This is a genomic window from Streptomyces sp. CHD11, from assembly GCF_018638295.1.
In the GTDB taxonomy this organism is placed as follows: Bacteria; Actinomycetota; Actinomycetes; order Streptomycetales; family Streptomycetaceae; genus Streptomyces.
This window is the reverse complement of sequence record NZ_JABTTS010000026.1, coordinates 99002-125513: the sequence shown is the minus strand read 5'-3', so window position 1 is coordinate 125513 and position 26512 is coordinate 99002. Positions and strand designations below refer to the sequence as shown.

At 74.4% G+C, this 26512-nt stretch carries 16 protein-coding genes; 4 read left to right on the top strand and 12 right to left on the bottom strand.

Features of this window, described 5'->3' with window-relative positions; genetic code table 11:
* Window positions 1–36: 36 nt before the first annotated feature.
* The 5 genes from HTV45_RS23380 to HTV45_RS34880 all read right to left on the bottom strand — a co-directional run bounded on the left by HTV45_RS23380 (window position 37) and on the right by HTV45_RS34880 (window position 5453).
* Window positions 37–1533, bottom strand: coding sequence for an AMP-binding protein (locus HTV45_RS23380; RefSeq protein WP_215207816.1), 1497 nt, complete (start codon window positions 1531–1533; stop codon window positions 37–39).
* Entirely contained in the window at window positions 1530–1829 is a 300-nt protein-coding gene (locus tag HTV45_RS23375; protein ID WP_215207815.1) for an acyl carrier protein, read from the bottom strand. Before HTV45_RS23375 ends, HTV45_RS23380 begins: the two co-directional genes overlap by 4 nt.
* Before the next feature lie 47 nt (window positions 1830–1876).
* A complete protein-coding gene (locus HTV45_RS23370; protein ID WP_215207814.1) occupies window positions 1877–2905 on the bottom strand; it encodes a 3-oxoacyl-ACP synthase III family protein in 1029 nt (342 codons plus the stop codon).
* A 30-nt stretch (window positions 2906–2935) separates the two neighbouring features.
* Entirely contained in the window at window positions 2936–4351 is a 1416-nt protein-coding gene (locus HTV45_RS23365) for an MFS transporter (protein ID WP_215207813.1), read from the bottom strand.
* 160 nt (window positions 4352–4511) lie between these two features.
* Window positions 4512–5453 carry a helix-turn-helix transcriptional regulator gene (locus HTV45_RS34880; protein ID WP_215207812.1) on the bottom strand — a complete coding sequence of 314 codons (942 nt, stop codon included), beginning with the start codon at window positions 5451–5453 and terminating at the stop codon, window positions 4512–4514.
* Window positions 5454–5627: 174 nt separating this feature from the next.
* Between HTV45_RS34880 and HTV45_RS23355 the strand changes: the two genes are divergently transcribed.
* Both HTV45_RS23355 and HTV45_RS23350 read left to right on the top strand, forming a co-directional pair.
* A complete protein-coding gene (locus HTV45_RS23355) occupies window positions 5628–6329 on the top strand; it encodes a 4'-phosphopantetheinyl transferase (RefSeq protein ID WP_215207811.1) in 702 nt (233 codons plus the stop codon).
* Between the two features lie 221 nt (window positions 6330–6550).
* Window positions 6551–7942, top strand: coding sequence for a helix-turn-helix domain-containing protein (locus HTV45_RS23350; RefSeq protein ID WP_215207810.1), 1392 nt, complete (start codon window positions 6551–6553; stop codon window positions 7940–7942).
* 146 nt (window positions 7943–8088) lie between these two features.
* Here HTV45_RS23350 and HTV45_RS23345 read toward each other — a convergent pair whose 3' ends face one another.
* Window positions 8089–9831 (bottom strand): acyl-CoA dehydrogenase family protein, encoded by a 1743-nt coding sequence (locus HTV45_RS23345; protein WP_215207809.1) that lies wholly within the window; start codon window positions 9829–9831, stop codon window positions 8089–8091.
* Window positions 9828–10172 (bottom strand): acyl carrier protein, encoded by a 345-nt coding sequence (locus tag HTV45_RS23340; protein ID WP_215207808.1) that lies wholly within the window; start codon window positions 10170–10172, stop codon window positions 9828–9830. The genes HTV45_RS23345 and HTV45_RS23340 overlap by 4 nt, the downstream gene beginning before the upstream one ends.
* Before the next feature lie 153 nt (window positions 10173–10325).
* Between HTV45_RS23340 and HTV45_RS23335 the strand changes: the two genes are divergently transcribed.
* Entirely contained in the window at window positions 10326–11132 is an 807-nt protein-coding gene (locus HTV45_RS23335; protein WP_215207807.1) for a thioesterase II family protein, read from the top strand.
* Here HTV45_RS23335 and HTV45_RS23330 read toward each other — a convergent pair.
* The 5 genes from HTV45_RS23330 to HTV45_RS23310 all read right to left on the bottom strand — a co-directional run bounded on the left by HTV45_RS23330 (window position 11094) and on the right by HTV45_RS23310 (window position 24159).
* Window positions 11094–12332 (bottom strand): cytochrome P450, encoded by a 1239-nt coding sequence (locus HTV45_RS23330; RefSeq protein WP_215207806.1) that lies wholly within the window; start codon window positions 12330–12332, stop codon window positions 11094–11096. The genes HTV45_RS23335 and HTV45_RS23330 overlap by 39 nt on opposite strands.
* A 46-nt stretch (window positions 12333–12378) precedes the next feature.
* Window positions 12379–13149: an SDR family NAD(P)-dependent oxidoreductase gene (locus HTV45_RS23325; protein ID WP_215207805.1), complete on the bottom strand. Its 771-nt coding sequence runs from the start codon at window positions 13147–13149 to the stop codon at window positions 12379–12381.
* A gap of 38 nt (window positions 13150–13187) precedes the next feature.
* Window positions 13188–14264, bottom strand: coding sequence for a guanitoxin biosynthesis L-enduracididine beta-hydroxylase GntD (gntD, locus tag HTV45_RS23320; protein ID WP_215207804.1), 1077 nt, complete (start codon window positions 14262–14264; stop codon window positions 13188–13190).
* A 197-nt stretch (window positions 14265–14461) separates the two neighbouring features.
* Window positions 14462–20914 (bottom strand): non-ribosomal peptide synthetase, encoded by a 6453-nt coding sequence (locus tag HTV45_RS23315; RefSeq protein WP_215207803.1) that lies wholly within the window; start codon window positions 20912–20914, stop codon window positions 14462–14464.
* The gene (locus HTV45_RS23310) at window positions 20911–24159 is read right to left on the bottom strand and encodes a non-ribosomal peptide synthetase (protein ID WP_215207802.1); all 3249 of its coding nucleotides are present in this window, start codon (window positions 24157–24159) and stop codon (window positions 20911–20913) included. Before HTV45_RS23310 ends, HTV45_RS23315 begins: the two co-directional genes overlap by 4 nt.
* Before the next feature lie 365 nt (window positions 24160–24524).
* Between HTV45_RS23310 and HTV45_RS23305 the strand changes: the two genes are divergently transcribed.
* Window positions 24525–26159, top strand: a complete 1635-nt coding sequence (locus HTV45_RS23305) for an AMP-binding protein (protein ID WP_215207801.1) — start codon at window positions 24525–24527, stop codon at window positions 26157–26159.
* The last annotated feature ends 353 nt before the right edge of the window (window positions 26160–26512 follow it).

Below are 26512 nucleotides of genomic sequence, written 5' to 3'. Positions count from 1 at the left end.
CGGCCACGGCCGGGCAGCCCTCCTTTCGTGCTCGTGTCAGGCCGTGCTCAGCGACTCCCGGATCCGGTTGCGGTCGACCTTCCCCGTCGACGTCCTCGGCAACGGCTCGGACACCATCTCGAACGCGCTGGGCACGGCCGCCCGCACCGCCCGCTCGGCACAGTACTGACGCAGTGCCAGGACACCCACGGAGCCGGGCGCGGCCGGCCGGACGCGCGCGTGCAGGCGGTGACCGGCGACCGGGTCCGGGAGCGCGACGACGGCCGCCTCCGCGACCCCCGGGTGCTCCAGCAGAATGCTCTCGACGTGCTGGGTGCTGACCTGGGTACCGCGCACCTTGACCATGTGGTCGGTCCGCCCGAGCACGCTCAGCGAACCGTCCTCGTGCCACCGGGCGACGTCGCCGCTGCGGTAGTACACCACCCCGGGCACACCGTCGCGGTGCGGGGCGAACTTCGGGCCGCCGGGCACGTTGACGTAACCGGTCGTCTGGAAGGGGGTGCTGACGAGCAGTTCGCCCTGGCCGGGACCGGTCAGGGCGCGGCCGTCGTCCCCGGTGATCAGCCAGCGCACGCCGGGCAGGGGGCGGCCGATCGGCAGCGGTGCGCTGACCGGCGCGGTGCGGTCCACCTCGTGGAGGAAGCTGTTGTTCGTCTCGGTGCAGCCGTAGTTGTTGAACCAGCGGGCGTGCGGGAACACCCCGGGCAGGCCCGCCAGCACCCGGGCCGGCATCGCCTCGCCCGCGAGAACCAGGTGCTCCGGGGTGGTCAGCGGGCCCGCCCCGGCCGCGGCCCGGATGAGCAGCTCGAACAGCAGCGGGACGCCCTGGACCAGCGTCACGCGGTGGCCGGCGACCAGGTCGTGCAGATAGCGCGCCGAGGTGCCGCGCTCGGGGTCGGCCAGCACCACCGTCCCGCCGCGGGCGAGGGTGCTCCACACGTCCAGCAGGCACAGATCGAAGTTGAGCGGCGCGTAGTTGAGGACCGCGGAGCCCGGACCCAGGGGGAAGGTGTCCGCCGCCCACGCGGTGAACCGGGCCACGGCCCCCTGGGACAGCGGCACGATCTTCGGCAGACCCGTCGAACCGGACGTGGTCAGCAGGAAGCCGGTGTCGCCCTCGGCGACCCCGGCGGGCGGGCGCGGCGCACCGGCGCCCGGAGCGGCGCCGGACGGGTCCACCACGACGTCCACCAGCGGATCGCCCGTCAGGCCGAGGACCACCGCGCATCCGGCCTGCTGGTACAACTCCTTGAGCGGCAGGTCGGGCAGTTCGTGGGAGGGCAGCAGGAAGGCGCGGCCCGCCATCAGACAGCCCAGGACGAGGGCCACCGCCTCCGGTGACTTCCGCAGGCGCAGGCCCACCGGGCGGCCGGGGTGCGGCGCGGCGGCCTCCACCTGGGCACGGGCACGGCAGGCCATGGCGTGCAGCTCGCCGTAGGTGGTCGTCCGGCCCTCCCAGACGAGCGCGGGGGCGGACGGCCGCCGGGCGGCACGGGCGGTGAACGCCGCCGCGAGGGGCAGCGGGGCGGTCATGAGCGCCCCTGGCCGGCGACCGCGCGCCCGGCCGTGGCCCGGATGGCGCGCACGGTGCGGAAGTTACGTCCGGCGAGCTCCTCGTCGGGCAGTTCGACGCCGTGCTCGTCCGCCAGCCAGGACGCGATGTGGAGGATCCCGAGACTGTCGATCACCGCGGTGGCGAGCAGGTCGTACTCCGGATCCAGATCTGCGGCGTCGAGCCCGGACAGGAAGCGCTCGACGAGGAAACCGGCGATGTCCGCCTCGGAGGGGGCGGGAGGCATCACCGGCGTGGAGGGGGGATCGGCGGCCATGTTCCGTTGGGTCCTTTCGCAGCTGCTGACGTGCTGGGCGGGCCGTCTCACACTTCGACGAGCGTGCAGAACCAGTGCATCCCGGGGGACGCGACACCTGTGAGGGCCACCAGGTCCCCGCGGGCCAGTTCACCGGCCTCGATGTGCCGCCAGAGGCAGACCAGCTGGTCGGCACAGCCCATATGGCCCAGGGAGCGGGCCAGTTCGGCGTTGGTGCGGTCCAGGGGGATGCCGACGGCGTCGGACACCGCCCGGAACGTCTGCCGGCTGTCGTTGATATGGATCAACCGGGCCAGTTCCGACCGGTCCCGCCCCGCGCGTGCCAGGGCCTCGTCGACGACGTCCGCGAGCCGCGCGGTGATCTCCTTCATGAACGCCTGGAAGCGCTCCGGGTCCCGGTCGAAATGCCGGTAGACGGAGGCCATCGGGCTGACGTCCTTCAGCCCGCGTCCCGGCGGCGGCAGCGGCACGGCCGCCCCGCCGTACTCGATGCGGAACAGGTCCGCGTACTCCGGGTTGGTGAACTGCGCCGAGGACAGCCGGCGCAGCCGCGGATGCCCGCGGCGGACGACGGCGGCGACGGCTCCGTCGCTGGCCACACAGCCGTTGAAGTCCATCCGGTTGCCGTGCGCCTCGCTCATCACGTTCACCATGACCACCAGCGCGGTCCCGGTGCCGGGGGAGAGGGCCATCGCACCGGCGGCGTGGTCCAGGGCCGGCGACCATGCCGCGCACGCCTGCGTGAACAGCGTGGTGGGCGTGCCGTGTGCGCCCAGGGCCCGCGCCACGGCCGCCGAGGGGTCCCAGCCCAGGTAGTCCGGGACGTCGGAGTTGCCGACGACGATCAGGTCGAGATCGGCGGGGACGACATCGGCGTTCTCCAGGGCCTCCCGCGCGGCCCCGGCGGCCAGATCGACGGCGGTGACGCCGGGGGCGGCGCGGTGGTAGGTCCGGTAGCCGAGGGCCATGACCGCCTCGGGATCGGGAACGTAGCCGGCCGCCGTCGCCGCCACCTCATGCCGCTCGCCGAAGGCCATGCCCATGGCGACGATGCCCGGTTCCGATGACGTGTCCATGCGTGGTTCCTTCCTGCCGGACGGGGTGGATCAGCCCGTCCGGTCCTTCGACGATCGGATCAGCACGGCGTCGTCCGCGGGGGTCAGGACGGGTCCCGCGTCATCGGCCGGGAGCTCCTGGACCTGATCGAGCGGAACGTCCAGGAGAGCGAGGCGGCGCCGGCCCAGGTGCAGGGTGAGCGCCAGCACGGCCATGGCGGCGGCCAGGACCAGCACGGCCGGCGCCACGCCCAGTGAGTCGGCGAGTACGCCGGCCACCAGCGGTCCGGTCCACTGCACGGCCTGGAAGCCGAACTGCCCGGTGGCCGCGACCCGTCCGAGATACGCGTCGGGGACCAGCCGGATCTCGTAGGACTCCGTGACGACGTTCATCGGGATCATGCTGGTCATGCCGACCATCAACACCAGGCCGATCTGCCAGGGCCGGGGCGCGACCGCCACCGCGGCGAAGGAGGCCGTGAACAGCCAGGCGGACAGCAGCAGGACGCGGCGGGCGCCGATACGCCGCATCAGCCACGGACCCAGCACGGCCCCCATCACGCCGCCGGCGACCGCCAGGGAGGTCACCGCGCCGATGGTGGTCGGTCCGCCGCCCCGGTGCTGCACCATGACCACGAAGAGCAGGGTGAAGCCCTGCGCCACCGCGTTCAGTGCGGCGCCCCAGACGAGGGTGAACACCAGGTAGTCGCTGCGCCGGATCATGCGCAGCCCGTCCTTGACGTCGGCGGCCAGGCCCGGCCGGTCCTCCCCGTCGTCCTGTCGGTCCGGGCCGAGCGGCCGGCGGATGAGGAACGAGCTGAGGGTGATGAACAGGAAGGAGATGGCGTCGAACAGGAACGGTATCCAGCGTGCCATCGAGTACAGCAGGCCGCCCAGCGGGGCGCCGAGGAGCTGGGCCAGCATGTCGCGGCCCATGCCCTGCGCCGTGGCGTCGGCGATCCGCTCCTTCGGCACGATCCGGCGCAGCACCGGCGAGGTCACGCCGGATCGCAGCCCGGCCCCGAGTCCGCTGACGAACGCCAGCGTGTCGAGCCCCAGGACCGAGGGGTCGCCCCGGTAGACCAGCCAGGCGACGGCCCCCATCGACAGCGCCTCGACCAGCGCGGCCAGGCCCAGCAGAAGGCGTCGCGACACCCGGTCCGACAGCGCCCCGCCGAGCACCAGCGTGCCGAGCCGGCCCAGCATGTGCAGCACCGTGATGGTGCCCGCCTGTGCCGCCGATCCGGTCACGTGCAGCATGAGCAGGGGGAACGCGAGCGTCGAGACGCTGTTGCCGAGCGACGACAGGCCCTCGCCCGACCACCAGACGACATAGTCGCGGTCGCGCCACAACGACGGTGGCTTCCCGTTCTGTCCGGTGTCACCGCCCGCTTTCCCGGAGTCCCCGGCGCTCCGCCCGGTGTCCTCGGTGGTCTGTTCGGCGTCCTCGGGACGTGACCGCGCCATCGTCGTCCGTTCCCCGTCCGTCCGTGCGTTCCCTGGTCCGGGCCGGTGCCGCGGATCCCGACCAGCATGCTGGCCGAAGCGCCACCGGCCCGGCCAGGCAGCGCACCGGCAACTCGGGGGGAGGGGAAGTTGCCGCCGGTGCTGCCGCCCCCGGCAGCCGTCAGATCCAGCCGCGTTTGGCCGCCTGGTATCCCGCCTCGAACCTGCTGGCCGCCCCCAGCCGTGCGCACAGTTCGGCGACGATCCGGCGCACGGTGCGCAGCGAGACGCCGAGACGCCGGCGGATCGCCTCGTCGTTGAGGCCGCGCGCCATCAGGCGCAGCAGTTCCTTCTCGCGCGGGCTGAGCCCGTTCCCGTCGAGTCCCGGCCCGCTGGAGTCGAGCGGTATCGCGCTCTCCCAGGCCCGCTCGAACAGGGAGCTCAGCGCCTCGACGACCCCCGGAAGGGTGATCTGGACGACCCGGTGCCACGGGTCGCGCGGATGGGCGGGCAGCAGTGCCAGGGAGCGGTCGACGAGGAGCAGGTGCACGGGCAGCGACGGAACGGTGCGCACCCGGCAGTCCGGTTCGGCCTCCCATACGGTGCGCAGGGCGGAGCGGGTGTCACCGCGCACGCTGTCCGTGGTGACCGCGCGGTTCGCCACACCGCGGGCCGCGACCCTCCGGTGCAGCTCCTGCGCGGGTTCCAGCCAACTCGCCGGGGCGGGCCCGTCGGGCAGCAGGGCCAGCCACTCGGTGTCCGCCGAGCGGGACAGTTCGTGCAGCCGGCCGGTGACGGCCGCGTGGCCGCTGACGTACTCGAAACCGGGCTCCCGGCCGCCCGGCCACGCCTCGGAGTACCGGTCGATGAGGGCCGTGACGGCGGCGCGGTCCTCCTCGAACTCCCGCAGCCGGTCCTCGATCCCGGACATCTGCCGCAGCAGCAGCGCCTTGAGGGCCAGGCGGGGGTCCACCAACTCGCCGAGGTCCTCGCCGGACGTCCGCAGCAGGCCCAGTTCCGTCAGTCGCTCCAGCGCCGTGCGCACGTCGTCGGCCGGAACGCCCAGGCGGGCGGCGAGTTCGTCCGCTTCCCGGTACCGCCCCGCGATGAGCTGCGTATACACCGGACGAGTCAGTCCATCGAGCCCTAATCTCCGCAAGCTGGAGTCACACCCCCGTGTCCCCGTCATTCCGTCACTCCTCGGGCCGTCGGCCGTCTCTACACGTCGTTCGCATATGTGCGGGAGTATCTTCGGCGCCGACCGTACCAACCGACGTCGATCTCAGCGGGGGACGTAGTGCCCGACCACCTGGTTCCCGCAGGCGTCGAACTGTGCGAGGCGTACGGCGACACCGGTCCCGAAGCGGCGGCCTGCCTGTTTCCCTCCGAACAGGCCGTGGTGCGGGGCTCGTCCGAGGAGCGCCGGCGTGAGTTCACCACGGTCCGGGGCTGTGCGCGCAGGGCGCTGGCCCGGCTGGGAATCCCGCCGGAACCACTCGTTCCGCAAGTGTCGGGCGCTCCTCGGTGGCCCCGGGGGGCGGTCGGCAGCATGACCCACTGCCCCGGCTACCGGGCGGCCGTCGTGGCCCCGGCCGGGACGTACGCCTCCCTCGGGATCGACGCCGAACCGGCCGAACCGCTGCCCGCCGCCGTCGCCGGGCGCCTCCTGCCGGGCGCCGGGCACCCGGCGGCGGACGCTCTGCGCGCGACGCTCGGACCACCGGCGGACCGGCTGGTGTTCTGTGCCATGGAGGCGTCCTACAAGGCGTTCTCCCCCTGGCTGGGGCGCCGTCACGGCATCCGCGACTTCGTGGTGAGCGTGACCGGGGATGGCTCGTTCCGGGGTGTGGCACCCGGGCGGCGGCACCGGTTCGAGGGGAGGTGGGCAGTGCGTTCCGGCTATCTGGTGGCGGCCGTCTGCCTGACCGCCGAGGATTGGTCCGGACCGCTGTCGGAAGGTGTTTCCCCCGGCAGTGGATGGCAGGAAGCGGTCATGTGACGCTTTCCTGCCGAGAGGGGAACTCCCGCTCGTTGTTTTGGTCGAGTAGGGTCCGGTCTTGGCCAAAACAAGAATGTATTGCAGTTGACTTTGTGGGGATCCGGTCAACCGTCTGAACCGGCCGATCGGCCGATGAGGGGAGCGACCCGCCGCTGTGCGAGGTTTTCACGGGGATAGGTGCGGGGGGTCGCACAGTTTGCTTTCCAAGGGGGATTCTGTCAATGGTGATTCACGCCGGATTTTTTTCCTTCGGCAGAATGGATGTACATCAGCTACGTGAATTCCTGGTGAACCAGCGACGGGTTTCAGGCTGGACCCAGGAAGAGCTCGCGGAGCGTTCTGGTGTGAGTGTCCGCACGATCCGGAACCTGGAGACCGGCTCCAACACCAACCCGCGCCGGAGCTCCGTCGAGCTGCTGCTCAACGCCCTCGGCGGCGCGCCCGCCGCGCCCGCCGGCCCGACCGTCTGGGACACCGGGGACGGATCACTCGTCCCCGCGCAGCGGACCCGGTCCGAGCAGGACGGGGCGGAACTCGCGCCCTGGCACGGACCCCGCCCCCTCGGCGACCCGCTGGTGGGGCGTGAGACGGACATGCGGCACATCCTGGCCTCCGCGCAGCGCAGCCGGCTGATGGTCCTGACCGGACCCGGCGGCGTGGGCAAGACCCGGCTCGCGCTCGCGGCGGCGTACCGGCTGCGCCCGCTCTTCCCGGACGGCGTCGCGGTCGCCGAACTGCGCGACTGCGCGCCGGAACATCTCGAGCCGGTGCGCAGCCGCACCGAACTGGACGCTCTCACCGGGAATCTGACCGGTGACCTCGGCGGCACCGGGCGGCGGCTGCTCGTCCTGGACGGCGCCGAACGCGTCGTCCGGCAGACCGCCCGCCTCGCCCGCCGGCTCCTCGACGAACACCCCGGGCTGCATCTGCTCGTCACCTCGCGCCGGGCCCTGGCCGCCGGGGCGGCCGAGAGCTGGGAGGTCGAACCGCTGCGCGTGGGCCGCCCCGAGGACCACGGCGCGGGCATGCCGAGCGCGGTGGAACTGCTGCTCCGCCGGGTCCGCTCCAGCCTGCCGACGCTGGACCTCGCCCCCCACCTGCCGCAGGTGACCATCCTCTGCCGGCTGCTGGACGGTATGCCGCTGGCCATCGAGATCGCCGCCCAGCGTCTGCGCTCCCTGCCGCTCAGCACGCTGCTGCGGGAGGAGACCCTGTTCCCGTTGCTCGACCAGGTCGACGCGGGCGCGCTGAGCACCCACCGCACCCTCTCCGAGAGCGTTCGCTGGAGCTACGACCTGCTGCCCGCGCCCCACCGGGACCTCCTGCACGACCTGGTCACGCTGCCGGACCCGTTCGCGCTGGACGACGTCCTCGCCGGCCACCGGGGCTCCGTCGGATCGGCGCCCCAGCTGTCCCACCGGCTGGCCGAACTCGTCGACGCGTCACTGGTCCAGACACTGCGTCAGGGGCAGTACCGGTACCGGGTGCACGCTCTCGTCAGGCACGTGGTGGCACGTGCGCGGTCGCAGTCCGCCGCCCCGGCCGGACAGGGAGTGGAGGAGTACCGCGCTCTCACCGTGTCCGCGGCCGGCGCGGCGCATTCCGCCGCCTGACGTTCTCGTCCGCGAAGTGGCCGGCCCGTGTTCTTTTCCTGGGGCCGGCCACCCGGCGGCCGTACCCGGCCGGCCCTCCCGGACGGGTACGGCCCGCGGTGCGGGTCCCGTACCCGGGTGGACCGGCCGAGTCCCGCGGCCGCGGATCATGCCGGACGGCAGGCCGCCCGGATCGCCCGGAGGGAGAAGTGCTCGGGGCCGTCCAGACACGCGAGCATCAGCTCCTCCACCGGCGCCAGCAGTGCCCCGTCCGGCTCCGTGGCGTGCCCCAGGCGGGACAGCAGCCGCTGGAGGACGAGCACCAGCCAGGCGGTACCGGCGGGCGCGGTGCGCTCCCGCTCGAAGGAGTACAGCCACGTGTACAGGCAGGACGCCGCCGCGTGGTACAGGCAGTGCTCGGCGGCGGCGTCCTGCGCCTCGGCCGTGGCCGCGTCCAGGGTGCCCGCGGCGATCCGGGAGTAGAACCCGCCGCGCAGCAGCGAGAGGCGGTCCAGCACCTTGGTCAGGGCGCCCGCCTCGGCCGGGCGCAGCTCCTGCCCGGCGATCAGCCGCGCCCGCGCCACGGCCGGTTCCCAGCCGCGGGTGATCTCGTCCTCGGCGGCGTTGGTCAGCCGCAGCGCGCGTCCCGAGGGCTGCCAGAGGGGAGCCTCCCGGGCATCGTCGAAGAGCTCCCGCAGCACGGTGTTCCCCTCGCGCGCCGGCCGGTCGGCGATGCGCGCCACCGTGGGCAGCTGCGAGGCGATGCCGTGCAGGTTGACGTGCGTGGTGCCCTCGAAGATGCTCGCGATCGCATGGTCGCGCTGGAGCTTCTGGAAGACGCCCGAGGCGACCTCCTCGCGCAGATAGCTCCGCGCGCCCAGCACCCGCCCGGCCTCCGCCACCACCTCCTCGGCCAGGGTCGGTACCAGGTACTTCACCACCGACGACCACAGGCTCAGCCGGGACGGCGCCACCGACAGCGAGCGCGTCACCGGCAGCGCCGTGCACTCGGCGATCAGCAGGTCCAGGTGGGCCCGGACCAGGTGCCGGCGGATCACCGGGATCCGGTAGATCGCCTCGCCGTACAGCTCCCGCTCATGGGCGTACCGCAGCGCGATCCGCAGCACCGAGTCCATCGTGCCCACCGACAGCGCGCCGATCGCCGTCCGCGTGATCTGCAGCACCTGGAGGATCCCGGCCAGGCCGCCGCCCGGACGGCCGAGCAGACAGCCGCCCGGAACCGGTGTGCTCCCGAAGGAGAGGCCGCTGAGGTCGTGGCCGCGCAGCCCGACCGTGCGGACAAAGGGTCGGTTGCCCCAACTGCCCTCGGCGAGCTGAGACTTGTCGAGCAGCAGCAAGGACGATCCGACGCCCTCGACGTTCGCGTACACGGTGACGAAGCGGCCCCGGGTGGCATTGCCCACCGGCCACTTCTCTCCCGTGAGGAGATAGCCGTCGCCGTCCGGCACCGCGACCGTCCCGTTGGTCCCCAGATCACTGCCGTGGTCGGGCTCGGAGACCGCGAAGCACGCCAGATCCCCGTCGAGCAGACCCTGCGCGACCCGCTTGCGCTGCTCCTCGTCGCCCCACAGCCACACCGGGTTGACACCGAGCAGCGCCGAGCCGAACATCACCGACACGGTGAGGTTGCGCCGGGCCAGGACCCGGGTCAGCAGGAAGAGCTGTTCCAGATTGCGCAGCCCGCCGCCGAACGCCTCCGGCACCAGGTACCGGGCGAAGCCCCAGGAGCGCAGCAGCTCCACGGCCCCCTCCGGCAGCGCGTCGCGCTCCTCGTGCGCCACGATCTCCGCGAAGCTGAACGGGCCGCTTTCCGCACCGGGATCGCCCAGGACCCGGTCCAGGTCCGCGGCGAGCGCGTGGGACGGCCGGTCGACGTCCTGACCGGTCATGCCGCGGGGCCGCCGATGTCGTAGCGGGCGAGAAGCAGCTCGACCTCGTCGTCGGTGGCCAGCGTGGCGTGGCCCGCCGCCACCTCGCCCACGACGAAGTCGATGACGTCGCCCACCCGCTCCAGCTTCATCGCCTCCTCGGGGGTCAGCGACCGCAGACCGTACAGGTCCTCCAGGTTGTAGCCGAGTTCGGCGAGGACCAGCGAGTGGAAGCCCAGGTCGCCGATCAGATGGTGTTCCGCGGTGACCTCGGGGAGCTTGCGCGGGGCGATCAGCCGGGTCATCCCGAGCACCACGGGAGCCACGGCCTCGGTGGCGCTTGCGGCAGGGGTGTGAGTCATGGTGCCGACGCTAGGGCGGTCCGGCACCCCGCCCCAGGTAACGGCTCCGGCAGGCTCTCGGCAACTCCGCGCGCGAGCGCCGATGCTGCTACCGCGCAAGCTGCCGCCGAGCTGCCTGGCCGCGCCGCGTCCGCGGGGGTAAGGCTGGTCCGTATGAGCACCCTTGACCCCGTGGCGCCGGCAGCACCGTGGATCGCCGGGCGGTACGCCGCCGGGCCGGCCCGGCTCCGGCTGTTCTGCCTGCCGCCCGCCGGAGGCAGCGCGGCCTCCTTCACCGTCTGGCGTCCGTACCTGCCCCGGGGCGTCGAGCTCGCCCCGGTACAGCTGCCGGGCCGCGGTCCGCGCATCGACGAACCGGTGCCGTACGCCCTGGAACCGCTGGCCGACGCCCTCCTCGATGCGCTGCGTGGCGAACTCGACCTGCCGTACGTGCTGTTCGGCCACAGCTTCGGCGCCGTCGTGGCCTACGAGCTCACCCGGCGCATCGAGCGGCAGCACGGCCTGCGGGCCCCCGCCGCGCTGGTCGTCTCGGCCCACCGGGCCCCGCACGTACCCCTCGGCCGGGAGCGCCTCACCGGCAGCGGCGACCGGAGGCTGGCCGCCTGGCTGCACCGCACCGGCGGACTGCCCGGAGAGCTCCTGGAGCACCCCGAGTTCCTGCGCGACCTGCTGCGTGCGGTGCGGGCCGATCTGGAGATCGCCGAACGCTACCTCCTGCCCGGTCCGGTCCCGGTGCGCTGCCCGCTCGTCGTCCTGGCCGGCGCCGACGACGACGTCTGTGCCCCCTCCGCGGCCGAACCCTGGGCCGGATACGGCGCGCCGCCGCCCCGGACGCGCGTCGTACCCGGCGGGCACTCCTACCCGCGGACGCATCCGGAGTCGACGCTGGCGGCCGTGACCGGCGAGCTGCGCCGCCTCGGCCTACCGGGGCTCGGGGCGGAGGGTGACCGGGAGGGCTGACATGCCGCTGAGGAAGTTGGAGTAGACGTACTCCGGCTCCCCGGCGGGCTCCGCCCCGGCCACCAGGTCCCGCACGCTCTCCAGCAGGGCCGACAGCTCCGCGCGGGCAAGGAAGGCGCCCAGGCAGAAGTGCGGCCCGTACGCGAAGGACAGGTGCTTGTTGGGGGTCCGGGACAGGTCGAAGACGTCCGGCCGGTCGAAGACCCGCTCGTCCCGGTTGGCCGAGGCCATCCAGACGGTGACGATGTCGCCCTCCTCGACGAACCGGTCGCCCAGCAGCACGTCCTGCGCGGCGGTCCGGCCGCTGTGCAGCGCCGGGGTGGTCCAGCGCAGCACCTCCTCGACCGCCGACGACGTCTCCACGGCACCGGACTTCAGCGCCCGCCACTGGTCCGGCCGCTCCATCAGGGCGTGCAGGGCGCCCACCATGGAGAAGCGGGTCGTCTCGTGACCGCCCATGATGATGCTGTAGCAGTTGAAGACGATCTCCTCGTGCGTCAGCGGACGTCCGTCGATCTCCCGGTTCACCAGCAGGCCGACCACGTCGTCGTAGGGCTTCCTGCGCCGCTCGGCGGCCAGCTCCGAGAAGTACAGCAGCAGGCCGTTGCGCGAGGACCAGGTGGCCTCCTGGTCGGGCACGCCGTCCGCGGACGACAGCGCCGAGGACGTCAGGGAGATGATGTGGCCCCGGTCGGCGGCCGGCACACCCAGCAGGTCGCAGATCGCGGCCAGCGGGATGTGCGCGGCGACGTCGGCCGCGAAGTCCGCCGTGCCCCGCTCGACCGCCTCCGCGACGAGCCGGCGGGTGCCGCGGCGCACACTGTCCACCACCACCTCCAGCGACCGCGGGGAGAACGGCCTGAGCAGCGCGCTGCGCAGCGCCCGGTGCGGGTGCCCGTCGGTGACGGCGAGCATCTTCCCGGCCGCGGAGTCGCCGCCCGCCAGCAGCGTGTCGAGGACGTTGCCCCGCTCGGAGGTGAACGTCTCGCTGTCGCCCAGCACGGCGGCCGCGTCCGCGTGGCCGCTGACCGCCCAGAACCCCGGGCCGTGCGCGCCCTCCGGCTGCCAGTGCACCGGGTCCTCGGCGCGCATCCGGCGCCACAGCGGGCCCAGGTCGTGGCGGGCGTGCAGCAGCGGGTCGGCGAGGTCCACCTCGTCGAGCGCCACCGGATCCGGGACGGGGCGGGTCTGCAGATACATCTTCGGTCCCTAGGGCTCGGTCGGACGGCTTGCGGGCGAAGCCGGGTCAGCGCAGGGGCTCGGTGGGTCCGGGGAAGAACGCCGTCGTCGCCCCGGCGGTCTCGGCCCCGTCCACCGTGAACTGCTGGCCCGACACGAAGGCCGCACCGGGCGAGGCGAGGAAGTGGAAGACCTCCGCGATCTCCTCGGGCAGCGCGTGCCGCCGGGCCGGGATACGCGCGTTGACCTCGTCGAGCATGGCGTCGGTGTACTCGGCGCGCTGCATCGGCGTCAGCACCGCCCCCGGCGCCACGCACGCCGTACGGATCAGCGGGGCCAGCTCGACCGCGAAGGTCTGGCACAGCGACGTCACGCCGGCCTTGCTGGCGTTGTAGTCGGCGTACAGCGGGTAGCCGCGGGATCCGTTGACGGAGGCCGTCGCCAGCAGCACCCCCTCGCCCCGGCGCAGCATGTGCGCCGCGGAGTGCCGCCACAGGGCGAGGACGCCCATGAGGTTGACGTCGAGGGTGCGCCGGGCCTCCGCCTCGGTGATCTCCAGGATGCCGTGCCGGACGCTGATGCCGGCGTTGGCGACGACGACATCCAGCCGCCCCCGCTCGGCGGCCACCCGGTCGACGGCGTCCCGGACGGCGTCCCAGTCGGCGACGTCCGCCGTGACCCGGTGGACCTCGCCGCCGCCCTCCCGGGGCCCGTCCGGGCGGCCGGCGGCCGGGGGCCGCACGTCCAGGTTGACCACGTGGTCGCCGGCCCGGGCGAAGCGTTCGGCGGTGGCCTGCCCGATGCCGCTGGAGGCGCCGGACACGATGACGGTGCGCATGACGATGCTGCCTTTCGCGTACGTGGGGACCGGCCGGGTCAGACGATGACGCGCGGGTGGTCGAGGGCGTAACCGCTCAGGTTGCGGCGCAGGTTGCGGCTGACGGTGAGCTTCTTCAGCCAGCGGTCGGTGCCGTCGTAGCGGGCGGTGAAGGACCTGCGGCCGTGCACCGCACGGTAGTTGTCGACGATCAGCAGGGAGCCTGGGGCGACCGCGACGTCCCGCTGGACGCGGTGCAGCTCCGCCATCAGCCGGTCCAGCGCGGCCTCGGCCCGCGTGTCGCCGGGCAGGGTGTCCATGAACGGGCGGTCGATGCGCAGGTACGGGCTCAGCCGGTCGCCGAACAGCACGGCCGTCGGCGCCGGGCGCCCGGCCATCGCGCGCAGCCGGGGCAGCGCCGGGTGGCCGGGCGCGGAGGTCTCCAGCTGCCGGATGTGCTCGGTGTCCGGGCGGATCAGGAACCGGTCCTCGGCGAGCACCGCCCGGTCGGCGCCGGCGAGCCGGACGTCGTTCACCGAGGCGACGATGGTCGGCACCGCGTCGGGGTTGCGCAGCCCCATCAGCAGCAGGTAGTCGCAGCGGTTGGGGTGGAAGCCGTCCTCGGTGTGGAACTCCAGCAGCGCCTCGCTGCCGTACCCGCTCTGCCGGTCCTCGTCGCCGTGGATCGGCAGGATGTTCTGGATGATCCGCCCCTCCTGCAGGGTCGCCCAGCCGAACGGGTCGCCGAGCAGCAGGCCGCACAGCGCCAGCCACACCTCCTGGTCGCGGGCCGTGCGTCCGTGGATCGCCTCGCGCCAGTGACCGGGTGTGGGACCGAGCGCGCCGCCGTCCACCGGGAAGCCGTGCACCAGGCAGGAGGCGTTGCGCTCGCTGCGCCGGTACTCCAGCAGGAACGTGCGCAGGCCCGCCGGCAGCAACTCCTCGGCGGTGAGCGCGCGGTCGTAGAACTCGGGCAGGCTCGGCGCGCCGTAGACCTCGCCGAGTTTCTCCGCGGCGGCGCGCAGCTCGGACACCTCGTCGGCGTCCAGGAGGTACTCGGCGGGAGCGTCCGGGGTGCCGGGCGCGCGGCCGGCGTCCGGGAGGGACGCGTCGACGGTCGGGTTCATGGTTGTCATCTCGGTGTCCTCACCGGGTCGTGACCGCTCGGGTCGTCCGTCGTTCGGTCCTGTGCGGTCCGCGCCGCCAGGCGGCGGCCGGAACGCGCGGTGGAGCGCACCGGACCGGCCGAGCAGGGTCCCGGCCGTGTCGTGGTCCAGTGGTGGTGCGGGATGGCGCTGTACGGGTGGTGACCGGCGAAGGGGCGTGGTCCGCCCTACCGCCAGTCCTGCGCGAACCGGTCCAGCTCCTCCTGGTCCAGCGTGATCAGGGGCTCCCCGGGATCCGCCGTCGTGGCGGCCGGGGGCGGGGTGAGCTCCTTGACCGCCACGGCGATGGAGGCCACGGTCCGGTGGGCGAACACGTCCCGCGGGGAGATGTCCAGACCCGCCTCGCGCGCCAGGGTGACCAGCCTGATCGAGACGATGGAATCGCCGCCGAGATCGAAGAAGCTGTCGTCGACCCCGACCCGCTCCACCCCGAGGGCCTCGGCGAAGAGGGAGCACAGCAACTCCTCGCGGGGGGTGTCCGGCGCCCGCCCGTCCGCCACGGCCGCGAACTCCGGCGCCGGCAGCGCGTTCAGGTCGAGCTTGCCGCTCGCGGTCACCGGCAGCCGGTCCAGGACGGCGACCGCCGCGGGCACCATGTGCTCGGGCAGCGACTCGGCGGCCCGGCGGCGCAGCAGCACCGGGTCGGGCCGGGCGCCGGCGGCCGGGGCGGCGTACGCCACCAGCTGCCGGTGGCCGGGACGGTCCTCGCGTACGACCACCACGGCCTGCGCGACCGCGGGGTCCTCGGCGAGCACGGCCTCGATCTCACCGGGCTCGATACGGAACCCGCGTACCTTGACCTGCCGGTCGACGCGGCCGAGGAACTCCAGGTCGCCCCCGGGCCCCCGGCGGGCCAGGTCGCCGGTGCGGTACATGCGTGCCCCGGGCGGGCCGAACGGATCGGCGACGAAACGCTCCGCGGTCGGCGCGGGGCGGCCGAGGTAACCGCGCGCCAGGCCCTCGCCGGCCACGTACAGCTCACCGGGCACGCCCGCCGGCACCGGCTGCAGGGCTCCGTCCAGCAGGTACGTGCGGGCGCCGGTGACGGGCTCGCCGAGAGGCGGACGGACCCGGCCGCCCAGCGGGCGGCTCATCGTCGCCATGACGGTCGCCTCGGTCGGTCCGTAGGCGTTGACCATGCGGCGACCGGGCGACCAGCGTTCCACCAGGTCGGGCGGGCATGCCTCGGCCCCCACGACGAGGGTCACGGCCGGCGGCAGCGCGTCCCCGGCCAGCACGGCCAGGGAGGAGGGCGGCAGCAGCAACGCCGTCACACCGTGCCGGGCCACCGTGGCCGCCAGCGCCGGGCCGGGCAGCAGCTCGTCGGCCGGCGCGGTGATCGCGCACGCCCCGGTCAGCAGGGCGGTCGCCAGTTCCCACACCGAGGCGTCGAAGCTCGGCGAGGCGAACAGCAGCACCCGTTCGTCCGAACGCAGGCCGAGACCGGCGCGCTGCTGGGCGACCAGGGCCGCGATCCCGAGGTGCGGCACCTGCACGCCCTTCGGGCGGCCGGTCGACCCGGAGGTGTAGATGACGTACGCGGTGTGCGCGGGCCTGAGCGGCGTCACCCGGTCCGCGTCCGTCAGGTCGGCGCCGGAGAGGCCGGCGTCCACGGGCTCCGTGCGCAGGCAGCGGGTCCGTGCCGCGCCCGCCCCGGCGAGCAGCTCCGTCGTCCGCGGTGCGGTCAGCACCAGCACCGGCCGGGCGTCGCCGACGATGTGCCGCAGACGTTCCGGCGGGTAGCCGGGGTCCAGCGGGAGGTAGGCGGCGCCGGCCTTGAACACGGCCAGCACCGCGACCACCCATTCCGCGGACCTGGGCAGCGCCACGCCCACGACGTCCTCCGGGCCGATGTTCTCGGCCACCAGTTCCCGCGCCAGCCGGTTGGCCCGCTCGTTGAGCTCGCCGTACGACAGCGCGTCCTCTCCGCCGGCCACGGCGACGGCGCCGGGCCGCTCCCGCACCCGCTCCTCGAACAGGGCGGTGAAGGTGTCCGGTCGGGGAGAGGGAGGTCCCTCCGCGGCGGCACGCAGCGCGGTCCGCTCCCCGGCCGTGAGCAGGTCCAGCCGTCCGGGCGGGGCCGACGGGTCGGCCAGGAAACCGTCCAGGACCGCCCGGACCCGGGTGAGCAGGGCAGCGCTCTCCTCCGGGGTGAACAGGTCGGCCCGGTAACTGAGTTCGAGCCTCAGCCGCTCGCCCGGCACCACCACCAGGTTCAACGGGTAGTGCGAGGCTCCCGGCGCGGGTTCCTCGTCCACCGTCATGCGCAGCCCCGGCACCTGCCGCTGGACGGCCTCACCGTCGAACGGCGCGCTCGCGAAGTCGACGACGGTGTCGAAGAGTTCGCCCATCCCGTGGGTCCGCTGCACCTCGGTCAGACCGAGGTGCTGGTACGGCCGCAGTCCGGCCTGCCGCTCCTGGAGACCGGCCAGCAGCGCGCCGAACGGCCGGGCCGCGTCGAGCCGGACGCGCACCGGGACGGTGTTCATCAGCAGGCCCACGATGTCCTCGGAGCCGGGCAGTTCCGCCGGGCGGGCTGCGGTGGTGGCGCCGAAGACGATGTCGTCGCGGCCGAGGAGCCGGCCCAGGACGACCGCCCAGGCCCCCTGCACCAGGGTGTTGAGGGTCAGTCCGGCGCCGCGGACCGCGGCGGTGAGCGCGGCGGTCCGTTCGGCGCCGACGGTGTGCGTCACCAGGTGCGGCACACCGGCCGTGGCGGCCTCCGCGTCCGGGGCGACCAGCGTGGGCTCGTCGAACCCGGCCAGCGCCTCGCCCCAGGCACGGGCCGCCGCCGCGTCGTCCAGAGCACCCAGCCAGCGCACGAAGTCGGTGAACTGCGCCGGCGCGGGGCCCGGGTGGGCGCCGCCGCGGGCGTATGCGGCGAACAGGTCACGGAAGAACAGCGGCAGGGACCATCCGTCGAGCAGCCCGTGGTGGTGCGACACCACCAGCAGATGGTCGTCGTCCGCGAACCGGACCAGCGTCACCCGCAGCAGGGGCGGCTCGGCCAGATCGAAGCGCCGCATCCGCTCGTCGGCCAGCAGCTCGGCCACCCGGGCCCGCCGGTGCGTCTCGTCCAGGCCGCTCAGGTCGACCTCGCTCCAGGGCACGGGGACGTCCTGGTGCACCAGTTGCACCAGGCGGCCCGAGCCGAGCAGCCGGAAGGAGACCCGCAGCGCGGTGTGCCGGGCCAGGACCGCCTCGCAGGCCGCGCGCAGCACCGCCGGGGAGAGGGTGCCGGTGAGCCGTACCGGCGCCTGGGCGGTGTAGACGTCGACACCGCCGGCGGCCAGCATCGCGTGGAAGTGCATGCCCTGCTGCAGCGGTGTCGGCGGCAGCACCTCGGCGTACCGCCGCCCCGGTGTCCCCAGCTCGGCCAGTTCGGCCTCGGTGAGGATGATCGGCGGCCCGGCCGCGGCAGCGGGCTCGTCCGCCGCGGGACCGGCCTGGGGGCACGTCCCGGCGAGCCGGGCGATCGTCTTGTGGACGAACACGTCCCGGACGGCGACCGCGAGCCCGGCACGGTGCGCGCGGGCGGCGAGCCGCATGGCGATGATGGAGTCGCCGCCGAGGTCGAAGAAGTCGTCGTCGACGCCGACCCGTTCCCGGCCCAGCACCTCGGCGAACACCTCGTGCAGGATCCGCTCCGGCTCCGTGGACGGTGGCCGGTAGGCGCTCGCCGCCTCGAACCGCGGCTCGGGCAGCGCCCGCCGGTCCACCTTGCCGTTGGGCGTGAGCGGGAAGGCGTCCACCGCCATCACCAGCGCCGGGACCATGTACGCGGGCAGCCGTTCGGCGACGGCCGCGCGCAGCGCGTCGGGACGTACCCCGGCACCGGGCACCGCCTGTACGTAGCCCACGACCCGCCGCACCCCGCCCGCGTCCTCGGACACCGCCGCCACCGCCCGGTCCACGGAGGCGTCGGCCGTGAGGGCGGCCTCGATCTCGCCGAGCTCGACCCGGTGCCCGCGGATCTTCACCTGGAAGTCGGACCGGCCGCGGTACTCCACCACCCCGTCCGGGCGGCGCAGCCCCAGGTCACCGGTGCGGTACATGCGCGCGCCCGGCTCCCCGAACACGTCGGCGACGAAGCGCTCCGCGGTCGCCGCCGGGCGGTCCAGGTAGCCGCGGGCCACCCCGCCGCCGGCGATGTACAGCTCGCCGGTGACCCCGTCCGGTACCGGTCGCAGGAAGGTGTCCAGGACGTAGACACGCGTGTTGTCGGCCGGGGTGCCGATGGCCGGGCCGGCCGCGGCGCCGCCGTGCCACAGCATGGCGTCCACGGTGCACTCGGCGGGCCCGTAGAGGTTGTGGACCGACAGATCGGGCGCCGCGTGCAGCGCCTCCCACAGGTCGGCGCCCACCTCCTCGCCGCCGAGCGCCAGGACGCGCACCCGGTGTCCCGGTCCGGACGCCTCGAACATGCCGGCCGCGAGCAGCTGGCGGGCGACCGACGGTGTGGTGTCGACGACGTCGACGGCCGCGCGGGCCGTGAGACCGGCCAGGGCGACGGCGTCCTTGCGGACGTCGTCGTCGACCAGCAGCAGCTCGTGCCCGCCGACCATCCACAGCAGCTGGCTCCAGGAGGCGTCGAAGCCGAGGGAGTTGGTCAGAGCCGCGCGCAGCGTCCGGCCCCCGGCACGCCGCTGCTCCGGCTCGAAGAAGTTGTCCCGGTGGCTGTGGAACATGTTGACCAGGTTGCGGTGCTCGACCACCACCCCCTTGGGCCGGCCGGTCGAGCCCGAGGTGTGGATGACGTACGCCGGATGCCCCGGCCGCAGCGGCCGCGTGCGGTCGGCGTCCGTCAGGTCCGAGGCGTCCTCGGGCAGCACGGCGTCGTCGGTGCGCAGCGTCCGGCCGGGCACCCGCGGCGCGGTCGTCGCGTCGGTCAGCACCAGCACCGGCCGGGCCTGTGCGCACATCGCCGCGATCCGCCCGGCCGGGTGCCCGGTGTCGACCGGCAGATAGCCCGCGCCCGACTTCAGCACCGCCAGGATCGCCACCACCGTGTCCACGGTGCGCGGCAGCGCCACGCCGACCAGCAGCCCGGGACCCGCCCCCTCGGCGGCCAGCAGCCGCGCCAGCCGGTTGGCCCGGGCGTTGAGGGCGGCGAAGGTCAGGCTGGTGACGCCGTCCCCGACGGCCACCGCGTCCCCGGTGGCCCGCACCTGCTCCTCGAACACCTGGGGCAGCGTTTGCTCCGGATGCGCCACGGCCCGCCCGGAGCACGTGCGCAGCAGTTCCCCGCGCTCGGCCGGGAGGCACAGCGGCAGCCGCCCCGCCGGGAGATCGGGTCCCTCGGCGATGTCGCGCAGCAGCCCGCAGAGCCGTCGCAGCAGCCCGGCCGCGGCGTCGGCGGTGTACACGTCCTCGCGGTGGTTGAGCTCCAGCCGCAGTCCTTCGCCGGGGTGCACGGCGAGGCTCAGCGGGTAGTGGGTGCCCTCGAACGCGTCGTCGACGATGTCGCGCAGCAGCGTCACCGCGAGGCCGGGCACCTCGGCGCCGCGGACGGCGCTGTCGACGGGGACGTTCTCGAAGGCGACGGTGGTGTCGAACAGTTCCCCCACGCCCGCGGCGCGGTGGATGTCGGCCAGGCCCAGGTACTCGTGCCGGGTCAGCGCCGTCTGCTCGTCCTGGAGACGGGCGAGCAGCCCGGCCACCGGTTCGGCCGGATCGATCCGCACCCGTGCGGGCACCGTGTTCATGGTGAGGCCGACCATCCGTTCACTGCCCGGCAGGTCGGGCGGCCGGCCGGCGACCGTCTGGCCGTGGACCACGTCCCGGCTGCCCGTCAGCACCGACAGCAGCAGCGACCAGGCACCCTGGACGACGGTGTTCAGGGTCAGCCCGCGCGAGCGCGCCGTCTCCGTCAGCCGTGCCGTGTCCGCCGGGGACAGCTCCGCGACGGCGCGCCGCTGGGCCCGGGCCGCCCCGCCGTTCCCGGACGGGCCGGCGACCAGGGTGGGACCGTCGAGACCGGCCAGCGCCGACCGCCACGCGCGTTCGGCCTCCTCGCGGTCCTGCGCCGCGAGCCAGCCGAGGTAGTCACCGAACGGCGCCGCGGGCTCCAGGGCCCCGGCCGAGCCGCCGTCCCGGTGGATGCGGAACAGGTCGGCCAGCAGCAGCGGCAGCGACCAGCCGTCCAGCAGGATGTGATGGTGCGTCATCAGCAGGACGTGCCGCTCGGCGGCGAGCCGGACGAGGGTGAAGCGCAGCAGCGGCGGCCGGGCCATGTCGAAGCGCCGCGCCCGGTCGTCCGCCAGCAGCCGGGTCAGGCGCAGCCGCTGCTCGCCGCTGCCGAAGCCGGAGAAGTCGACCTCCTCCCACGCCGGCTCCGCGGACCGCGCGACGGCCTGTACGGCCTCGCCCGAGCGGCGCCGCAGGAACCCCGCCCGCAGACTCGCGTGCCGGGCGGTCAGCGCGGCCGTGGAGCGGCGCAGCACCGCGGTGTCGAGCGCGCCGGTCAGCTCCAGGGGCGTCTGCACGGTGTAGAAGTCGACGGAGGGCTCCGTGCCGTCCGCCGGGCCCGCGCCGTTCCCCTCGTCGAACAGGGCGTGGAAGAGCATGCCCTGCTGCAACGGGGTCAGCGGCAGCACCGCTTCCAAGGAAGTCTGTTTCACAGTGTCGTCCCCCACTGGGCTTCGAGCTCGTCGAGTTCGTCCGCATCGAGCCGCACCAGGCTGTCGGCGCGCGGTGCCGCGGCCCCGGGACCGGTGTCCCGGGCCACCTCGGCGAGCCGCGCGATGGTCTTGTGACCGAAGATGTCCCTGGCGGTCAGGGTGAGACCGGCCTGGTGGGCCCCGGCCGCCAGACGGGTGGCGGTGACGGAGTCGCCGCCGAGGTCGAAGAAGCTGTCGTCGACGCCGACCCGCTCCCGGCCCAGCACCTCGGCGAACACCGCGTGCAGGATCCGCTCCCGCTCCGAGGAGGGCGGCCGGTAGGCGCTCGCCGCCTCGAACCGGGGCTCGGGCAGCGCTCGGACGTCGACCTTGCCGCCGGGCGTGCGCGGGAAGGCGTCCAGGACGGTGACCGCCGCCGGGACCATGTAGGCGGGCAGCCGCTCCCCGGCGTGGGCGCGCACGGCCGCCGGCTCCGGCCGCGTCCGGGCTCCGGCCGCCGGCACGACGTACGCCACCAGCTGCCGTACGTCCGCCCCGGTCCCGCGGGCGACGACGACGGCCCCGCCGACGTCCGGTGCCCCGGTGAGGACGCCCTCCACCTCACCGGGCTCGATGCGGAAGCCGCGTACCTTCACCTGGCTGTCGGCGCGGCCCAGGTGGACCAGCTCGCCGTCGGCCGACCAGCGGGCCAGGTCGCCGGTGCGGTACATGCGGGTGCCGCAGGGCCCGAACGGGTCGGCGACGAAACGCTCCGCCGTCGTGCCGGGGCGGCCCAGGTAGCCGCGGGCCAGGCCGTCACCGCTCAGGTACACCTCCCCGGGGACCCCGGGCGGCACCGGGCGCAGCGCCGTGTCCAGCAGCCGGACCCGGGTGCCGGGCACCGGGCGGCCCATCGGCGGCACGGTCCGGCCGGAGAGCCCGCCCGTCTGGGTGGCGATGACCGTCGACTCGGTGGGGCCGTAGGCGTTGACCATGTGCCGGCCGGGCGACCAGCGGGCCACCAGTTCCGGGGAGCACGCCTCGGCGCCCACCACCAGGTCGGTCCCCTCGGGCAGCGCGTCCGCCGGCAGTGCCGCCAGCACCGACGGGGCCAGCAGCAGGCAGGTCACGCCCAGTTCGGCCACCAGTCCCGCCAGCGGGGGACCGGGCACGAGCCGTTCGTCCGGCGCGACCACGGCGGCGGCTCCGGTCAGCAGGGCCGTCGTCAGTTCCCACACCGAGGCGTCGAAGCTCGGCGAGGCGAACTGCAGCACCCTGGTGCCCGGCCGCAGGCGCAGCCGGTCCCGCTGGTGCCGGACCAGAGAGGCCAGACCGGTGTGCGTGACCACGACGCCCTTGGGGCGGCCGGTCGAGCCCGAGGTGTAGATGACGTACGCCGGGTGCCCGGGAGCGAGCGGCGCACGGCGGTCCGGGGCGGCCGGGCCGGTGGCGGCACGGTCCGCGTCGGCGGGACCGGCGTCCGGCGGGCCGGCGACGGCGCCGTCGTCCATGTGCAGCCGGGGCACCCCGGGCGCGAGCGTCGGATCGTCCGCCTCCCGGGTGGTCACCACCAGCAGGGGCCGGGTGTCGTCGAGCATCGCGGTCAGGCGGGCCCGCGGATAGGCGAGGTCGACCGGCAGGTAGGCCGCGCCCGACTTCAGCACCGCCACCACGGCGGTCAGGGCGTCGACGCCGCGTGGCACGGCCACCGCCACCAGGTCCTCGGGCCCCGCGCCGCGGGCCACCAGCGCCCGGGCCAGCCGGCCGGCGCGGGCGTCGAGCCCGGCGTAGTCGAGGGAGCCCGTGGGGGAGAGGACCGCGAGGGCGCCCGGGTCACGGCGCACCTGCTCCTCGAACAGCTCCGGGAAGGTGCGCGGCGGCTCGCCCCCGGCCCCTTCTCCCGCGGTGAGCACCGTCGTCCGCTCGGCGGCGGTCAGTACCTCGGCCGGGCCCGCCGGGGAGTCCTGCGGGGCGGCCAGGAACCGGGACAGGAACGCGGTGAACCGGGCCCGGTGCAGCTCCAGTTCGGCGAGGGAGTAGCGGTCGGGGTTCGCCTCGAAGGACACCCGGGCGCCGGTGCCGTCCGGATGCGGATGGCAGGTGATGTTCAGATCGGTGACCGGTCCGCCGGACAGCGTGGTCAGCTTCGCCTCACGGCCCGTGAAGGCCGTTTCCGAGCCGGCCGGCATGATGTTGACGAGCGCGCCGTACAACTGCTCCCCGGTGCCCAGCAGTCGCAGGTCGCGCCGCAGCTCGTCGTAGGGGTAGCGCTGGTGCGTGAGCAGTTCGCCGAGCCGGCGGGCCACCTGCCGGACCAGGGCGGTGCGGCTCTCGCCCGGGCGGACGCTCAGGCGCAGCGGCAGCGTGTTCGACAGCATGCCGGGCGTGTTGCGCGACCGGGCGCCCAGCCGCGCGGTGACCGGCACGCCGATCGTCAGGTCCTCGGCGCCCGTCATCCCGTGGAGGTAGGCGGCGACCGCCGACAGCAGCGCCACCGTCCACGGCGCGCGGGCCGCCCGGCCGGCCGCGTGCAGCGCCGCCAGCTCGGCCGGGGACAGCTCCGCCGAGGCGGAGAGCGCGCCGGGCGCGGCGCCCGTGGGCACACCGGGGGCGAGGCTCGCGGTCTCCGGCCGGTCGGCGAACGCGTCGTTCCAGTACCGCCGGTCGGCCGTGTACTCCGGCGAGGCACGGTAGTCCGCCTCCTCCGCGAGCAGCGCCCGCAGCGTGTCCAGCGGCTCCCCGGCCGGGTCCGTGCCGGTGGCCAGCGCCTCGTAGTGCGCGGCGATGCGGCGCGAGTGCAGCACCGACCCGAACGCGTCGGCCAGGACGTGATGGCTGCGCTGGTACCACAGGTGGTGGTCGGGCCCCACCCGCATCAGCACATGGGCGGACAGGGCGTCCCGCGTCAGGTCCAGCGCGGTGGACCGGTCGCGGTCCACCAGCGCCCGCGCGGCGGCGAACGGGTCCGGCTCACCGGTGAGGTCGAGCTCACGCCAGGTGGAGCAGCCCGGAGCCACCGGGCGCTGGAACACGCTGTCCGGCCGCTCGACGAACTCCACGTCGAAGGTGCCGCTCTCCGCCTCCGACCGGCGGACGGCGCGTCGCAGCAGATCCCCCTCCAGGGGCCCGCGGACCTCCATGACGGCCACGGTGTTGTAGGCGGGGTTGCCGGGATCGAGGCCCTGGGCGTGGAAGACCCCCCACTGGGCCGCGGTGAGCGGAAGCAGGCCGGGGTCGGCGGGCAGGTCGCCGTCGCGTGGTGTCATCTGGTTCGTAACCGCTCTCGTCGACTTCCGGGAACCGCCGGGCGCCGCCTGCGATGTCCCGGGCCTTCCGGAGGATGCCGGTGGCCGGTGCGGCGTCCCGCGAGCGCCCTTCTCGTCCGCGGCGGGGTGGGCCGGCACCCTGACCGATGCTGCACGGGCCGTCCGCCGGTCGCCAGGCAACCGACCGGCAACCGCTATTGCTGGTCTAACTGCCGCTCCGCAACGACGAGTTACCGGACTCCTGCCTGGCGCCGCCACCCGGCAGGCCACGAGGCTGGCCGTCACCGGATGCGCGCCGCCCGCGTGCGGACCGACCGTGCCGCGGGCGTCCCGTGTCGGCACCACATCCCGGAGAGGACAGCACGTTGGGAATCGGGGACCGAGGTCTGCTCGACTGGCTGGACGACGCTTCCGCCGAGCGCGGCCTGCACTACGCGAACCGCGGTGACGGCTGGGACTTCTGGTCCTACCGCGATCTGCGGGATCTGGTGCTGCGCACCGCCGCGGCCCTGCGGGCGCGGGGCGTCGGGAACGGTGACGTGGTGGCGCTGGTGCAGCGTTCCGCCCCCGGATTCGTCGCGACCTTCTTCGGCGCGCTGGCCGCGGGAGCCACGCCCTGCACCATCGCCCCGCCGTTCGCCTTCCAGCGTGCCGACGACTACGAGCGGCACGCCGCCCACCTGCTCAGCACCGTACGGCCCCGGATCACCGTCTGCGACGAGGAGTCGCAGGAGCGGGTCCGCAAGATCGCCGCCGTGACCGGTCTGACGGAGCCGGTGATCTTCGGTGAACTCGTGGCCGGAGCCGAGCCCCTGACCGCGCTGCCGGCCCTGCCGGAGACCGCGCTGGTGCAGTTCACCTCGGGCTCCAGCGGCTACTCCCGGGGCGTACGGATCTCCGCGGACGCGCTGCGCGCCAACCTCACGGGGATGCGCCGGTGGCTGGGCTGCACGCCGGAACTCCCGGCGATCAGCTGGCTGCCGGTCCACCACGACATGGGCCTGGTCGGCGTCCTGCTCAACATCGTCGTCACCGGCTTCGACGGGCACATGCTCCAGCCGGACGACTTCATCCGCTCACCGCAGCGCTATCTGCGGCGGATCAGTGAGCAGCGGATCGCGATGACCGCCATGCCCAACTTCGGCCTCTCCTACATTCTGCGCCGCGTCCGCCCGGCCGACCTCGAGGGCCTGCGCTTCGACTCGCTGCGCTGTGTCATCATCGGCGCCGAGCGCGTCGACCCGCGGGTGCTGGACGACGTCCACGCCCTGCTCGGCCCCCACGGCCTCGACCGCGGCGCCCTGCTGCCCGCCTACGGCAGCGCGGAGGCGACCCTCGCCGTGACCGGGCTCGCCCCCGGCGAGGGCTGGTCGACGCGCGAGCCGGACGAGGGCGACGCCGGCTCCCTCGCCGGCACGGCGGTGGTCGGCTGCGGCCGGCCGCTCGAGGACCGTACGGTGACCGTCGTCGCGGAGGACGGAACCGCACTGCCGGAGGGACAGGTCGGCGAGATCGTGGTCAGCGGCGTGTCCATCGCCGACGGCTATATCGGCGACGCCGGCACCGCCTCCGGCACCAGCGTCGGCGACCGGCTGCGGACCGGGGACGCGGGATTCCTGCGCGACGGGCAGCTGTTCGTGATCGGCAGGCTCGGCGACGGGCTCAAGGTGAGCGGCAAGATGGTGTTCGCCGAGAGCCTGGAGACGCTGCTGCACCAGCGCGGCATCCCCGAGCGCCGTGTCGCGGTGCTGCTCGGTGTCCGCGACGGGCGGCCGGCCGGCGTGGCCGTCTTCGCGGGTGTCCGGGACGGCTGGCGGCGCGCCGCCCACGAGGTGCTGTCCGAGTGGCTGGGCGACGCCGGACTCCTCGCCGTCGAGGTACCGCGCGGCGGTATCGCGGTCACCTCCAGCGGAAAGCCCAGGCGCCGGGTGATCTGGAAGGCGCTGTGCGACGGGGCGTACGAGGACAGTGTCCGGCCGCTCACGGCGCAGGACGACTGACGGCGGGACGCGGCCGGCGGGGGTCAGGTCCACAGAGCCGTCCGGACCGGACCCCCGCCGGCCGCTTTCGATCCCGAGCGCGCTGCCGGTCCGTGGGGGAGCGTCCGACCCACCCGCGTGACACGACCGGCTCGCCACGCGACGGCCGGCTCGTGGAGTCGCGGGTTCTACGGGTCGGTCGCGGAGGGCTGACGGGCGTGGGGTGGGCGACGTGTCCCGGGACGCGGCTCGGGCTGCCCGTACGAGGGCCCCGTCACCGGTGGTGAGGACACCGCCGGTCGGTACCGCTCGCGGTCCCGGAGGGCCACAGCCCGTGACGCCGGCTCGGGGGCGGCCGCGCACCGACGCAGGGG

Excerpts from the sequence above, each read along its gene's own strand:
- HTV45_RS23380 (WP_215207816.1), bottom strand. The coding sequence starts at position 1,533 with ATGACCGCCCCGCTGCCCCTCGCGGCGGCGTTCACCGCCCGTGCCGCC.
- HTV45_RS23375 (WP_215207815.1), bottom strand. The coding sequence starts at position 1,829 with ATGGCCGCCGATCCCCCCTCCACGCCGGTGATGCCTCCCGCCCCCTCC.
- HTV45_RS23370 (WP_215207814.1), bottom strand. The coding sequence starts at position 2,905 with ATGGACACGTCATCGGAACCGGGCATCGTCGCCATGGGCATGGCCTTC.
- HTV45_RS23365 (WP_215207813.1), bottom strand. The coding sequence starts at position 4,351 with ATGGCGCGGTCACGTCCCGAGGACGCCGAACAGACCACCGAGGACACC.
- HTV45_RS23350 (WP_215207810.1), top strand. The coding sequence starts at position 6,551 with ATGGTGATTCACGCCGGATTTTTTTCCTTCGGCAGAATGGATGTACAT.
- HTV45_RS23345 (WP_215207809.1), bottom strand. The coding sequence starts at position 9,831 with ATGACCGGTCAGGACGTCGACCGGCCGTCCCACGCGCTCGCCGCGGAC.
- HTV45_RS23340 (WP_215207808.1), bottom strand. The coding sequence starts at position 10,172 with ATGACTCACACCCCTGCCGCAAGCGCCACCGAGGCCGTGGCTCCCGTG.
- HTV45_RS23335 (WP_215207807.1), top strand. The coding sequence starts at position 10,326 with ATGAGCACCCTTGACCCCGTGGCGCCGGCAGCACCGTGGATCGCCGGG.
- HTV45_RS23330 (WP_215207806.1), bottom strand. The coding sequence starts at position 12,332 with ATGTATCTGCAGACCCGCCCCGTCCCGGATCCGGTGGCGCTCGACGAG.
- HTV45_RS23325 (WP_215207805.1), bottom strand. The coding sequence starts at position 13,149 with ATGCGCACCGTCATCGTGTCCGGCGCCTCCAGCGGCATCGGGCAGGCC.
- gntD (WP_215207804.1), bottom strand. The coding sequence starts at position 14,264 with ATGACAACCATGAACCCGACCGTCGACGCGTCCCTCCCGGACGCCGGC.
- HTV45_RS23310 (WP_215207802.1), bottom strand. The coding sequence starts at position 24,159 with ATGACACCACGCGACGGCGACCTGCCCGCCGACCCCGGCCTGCTTCCG.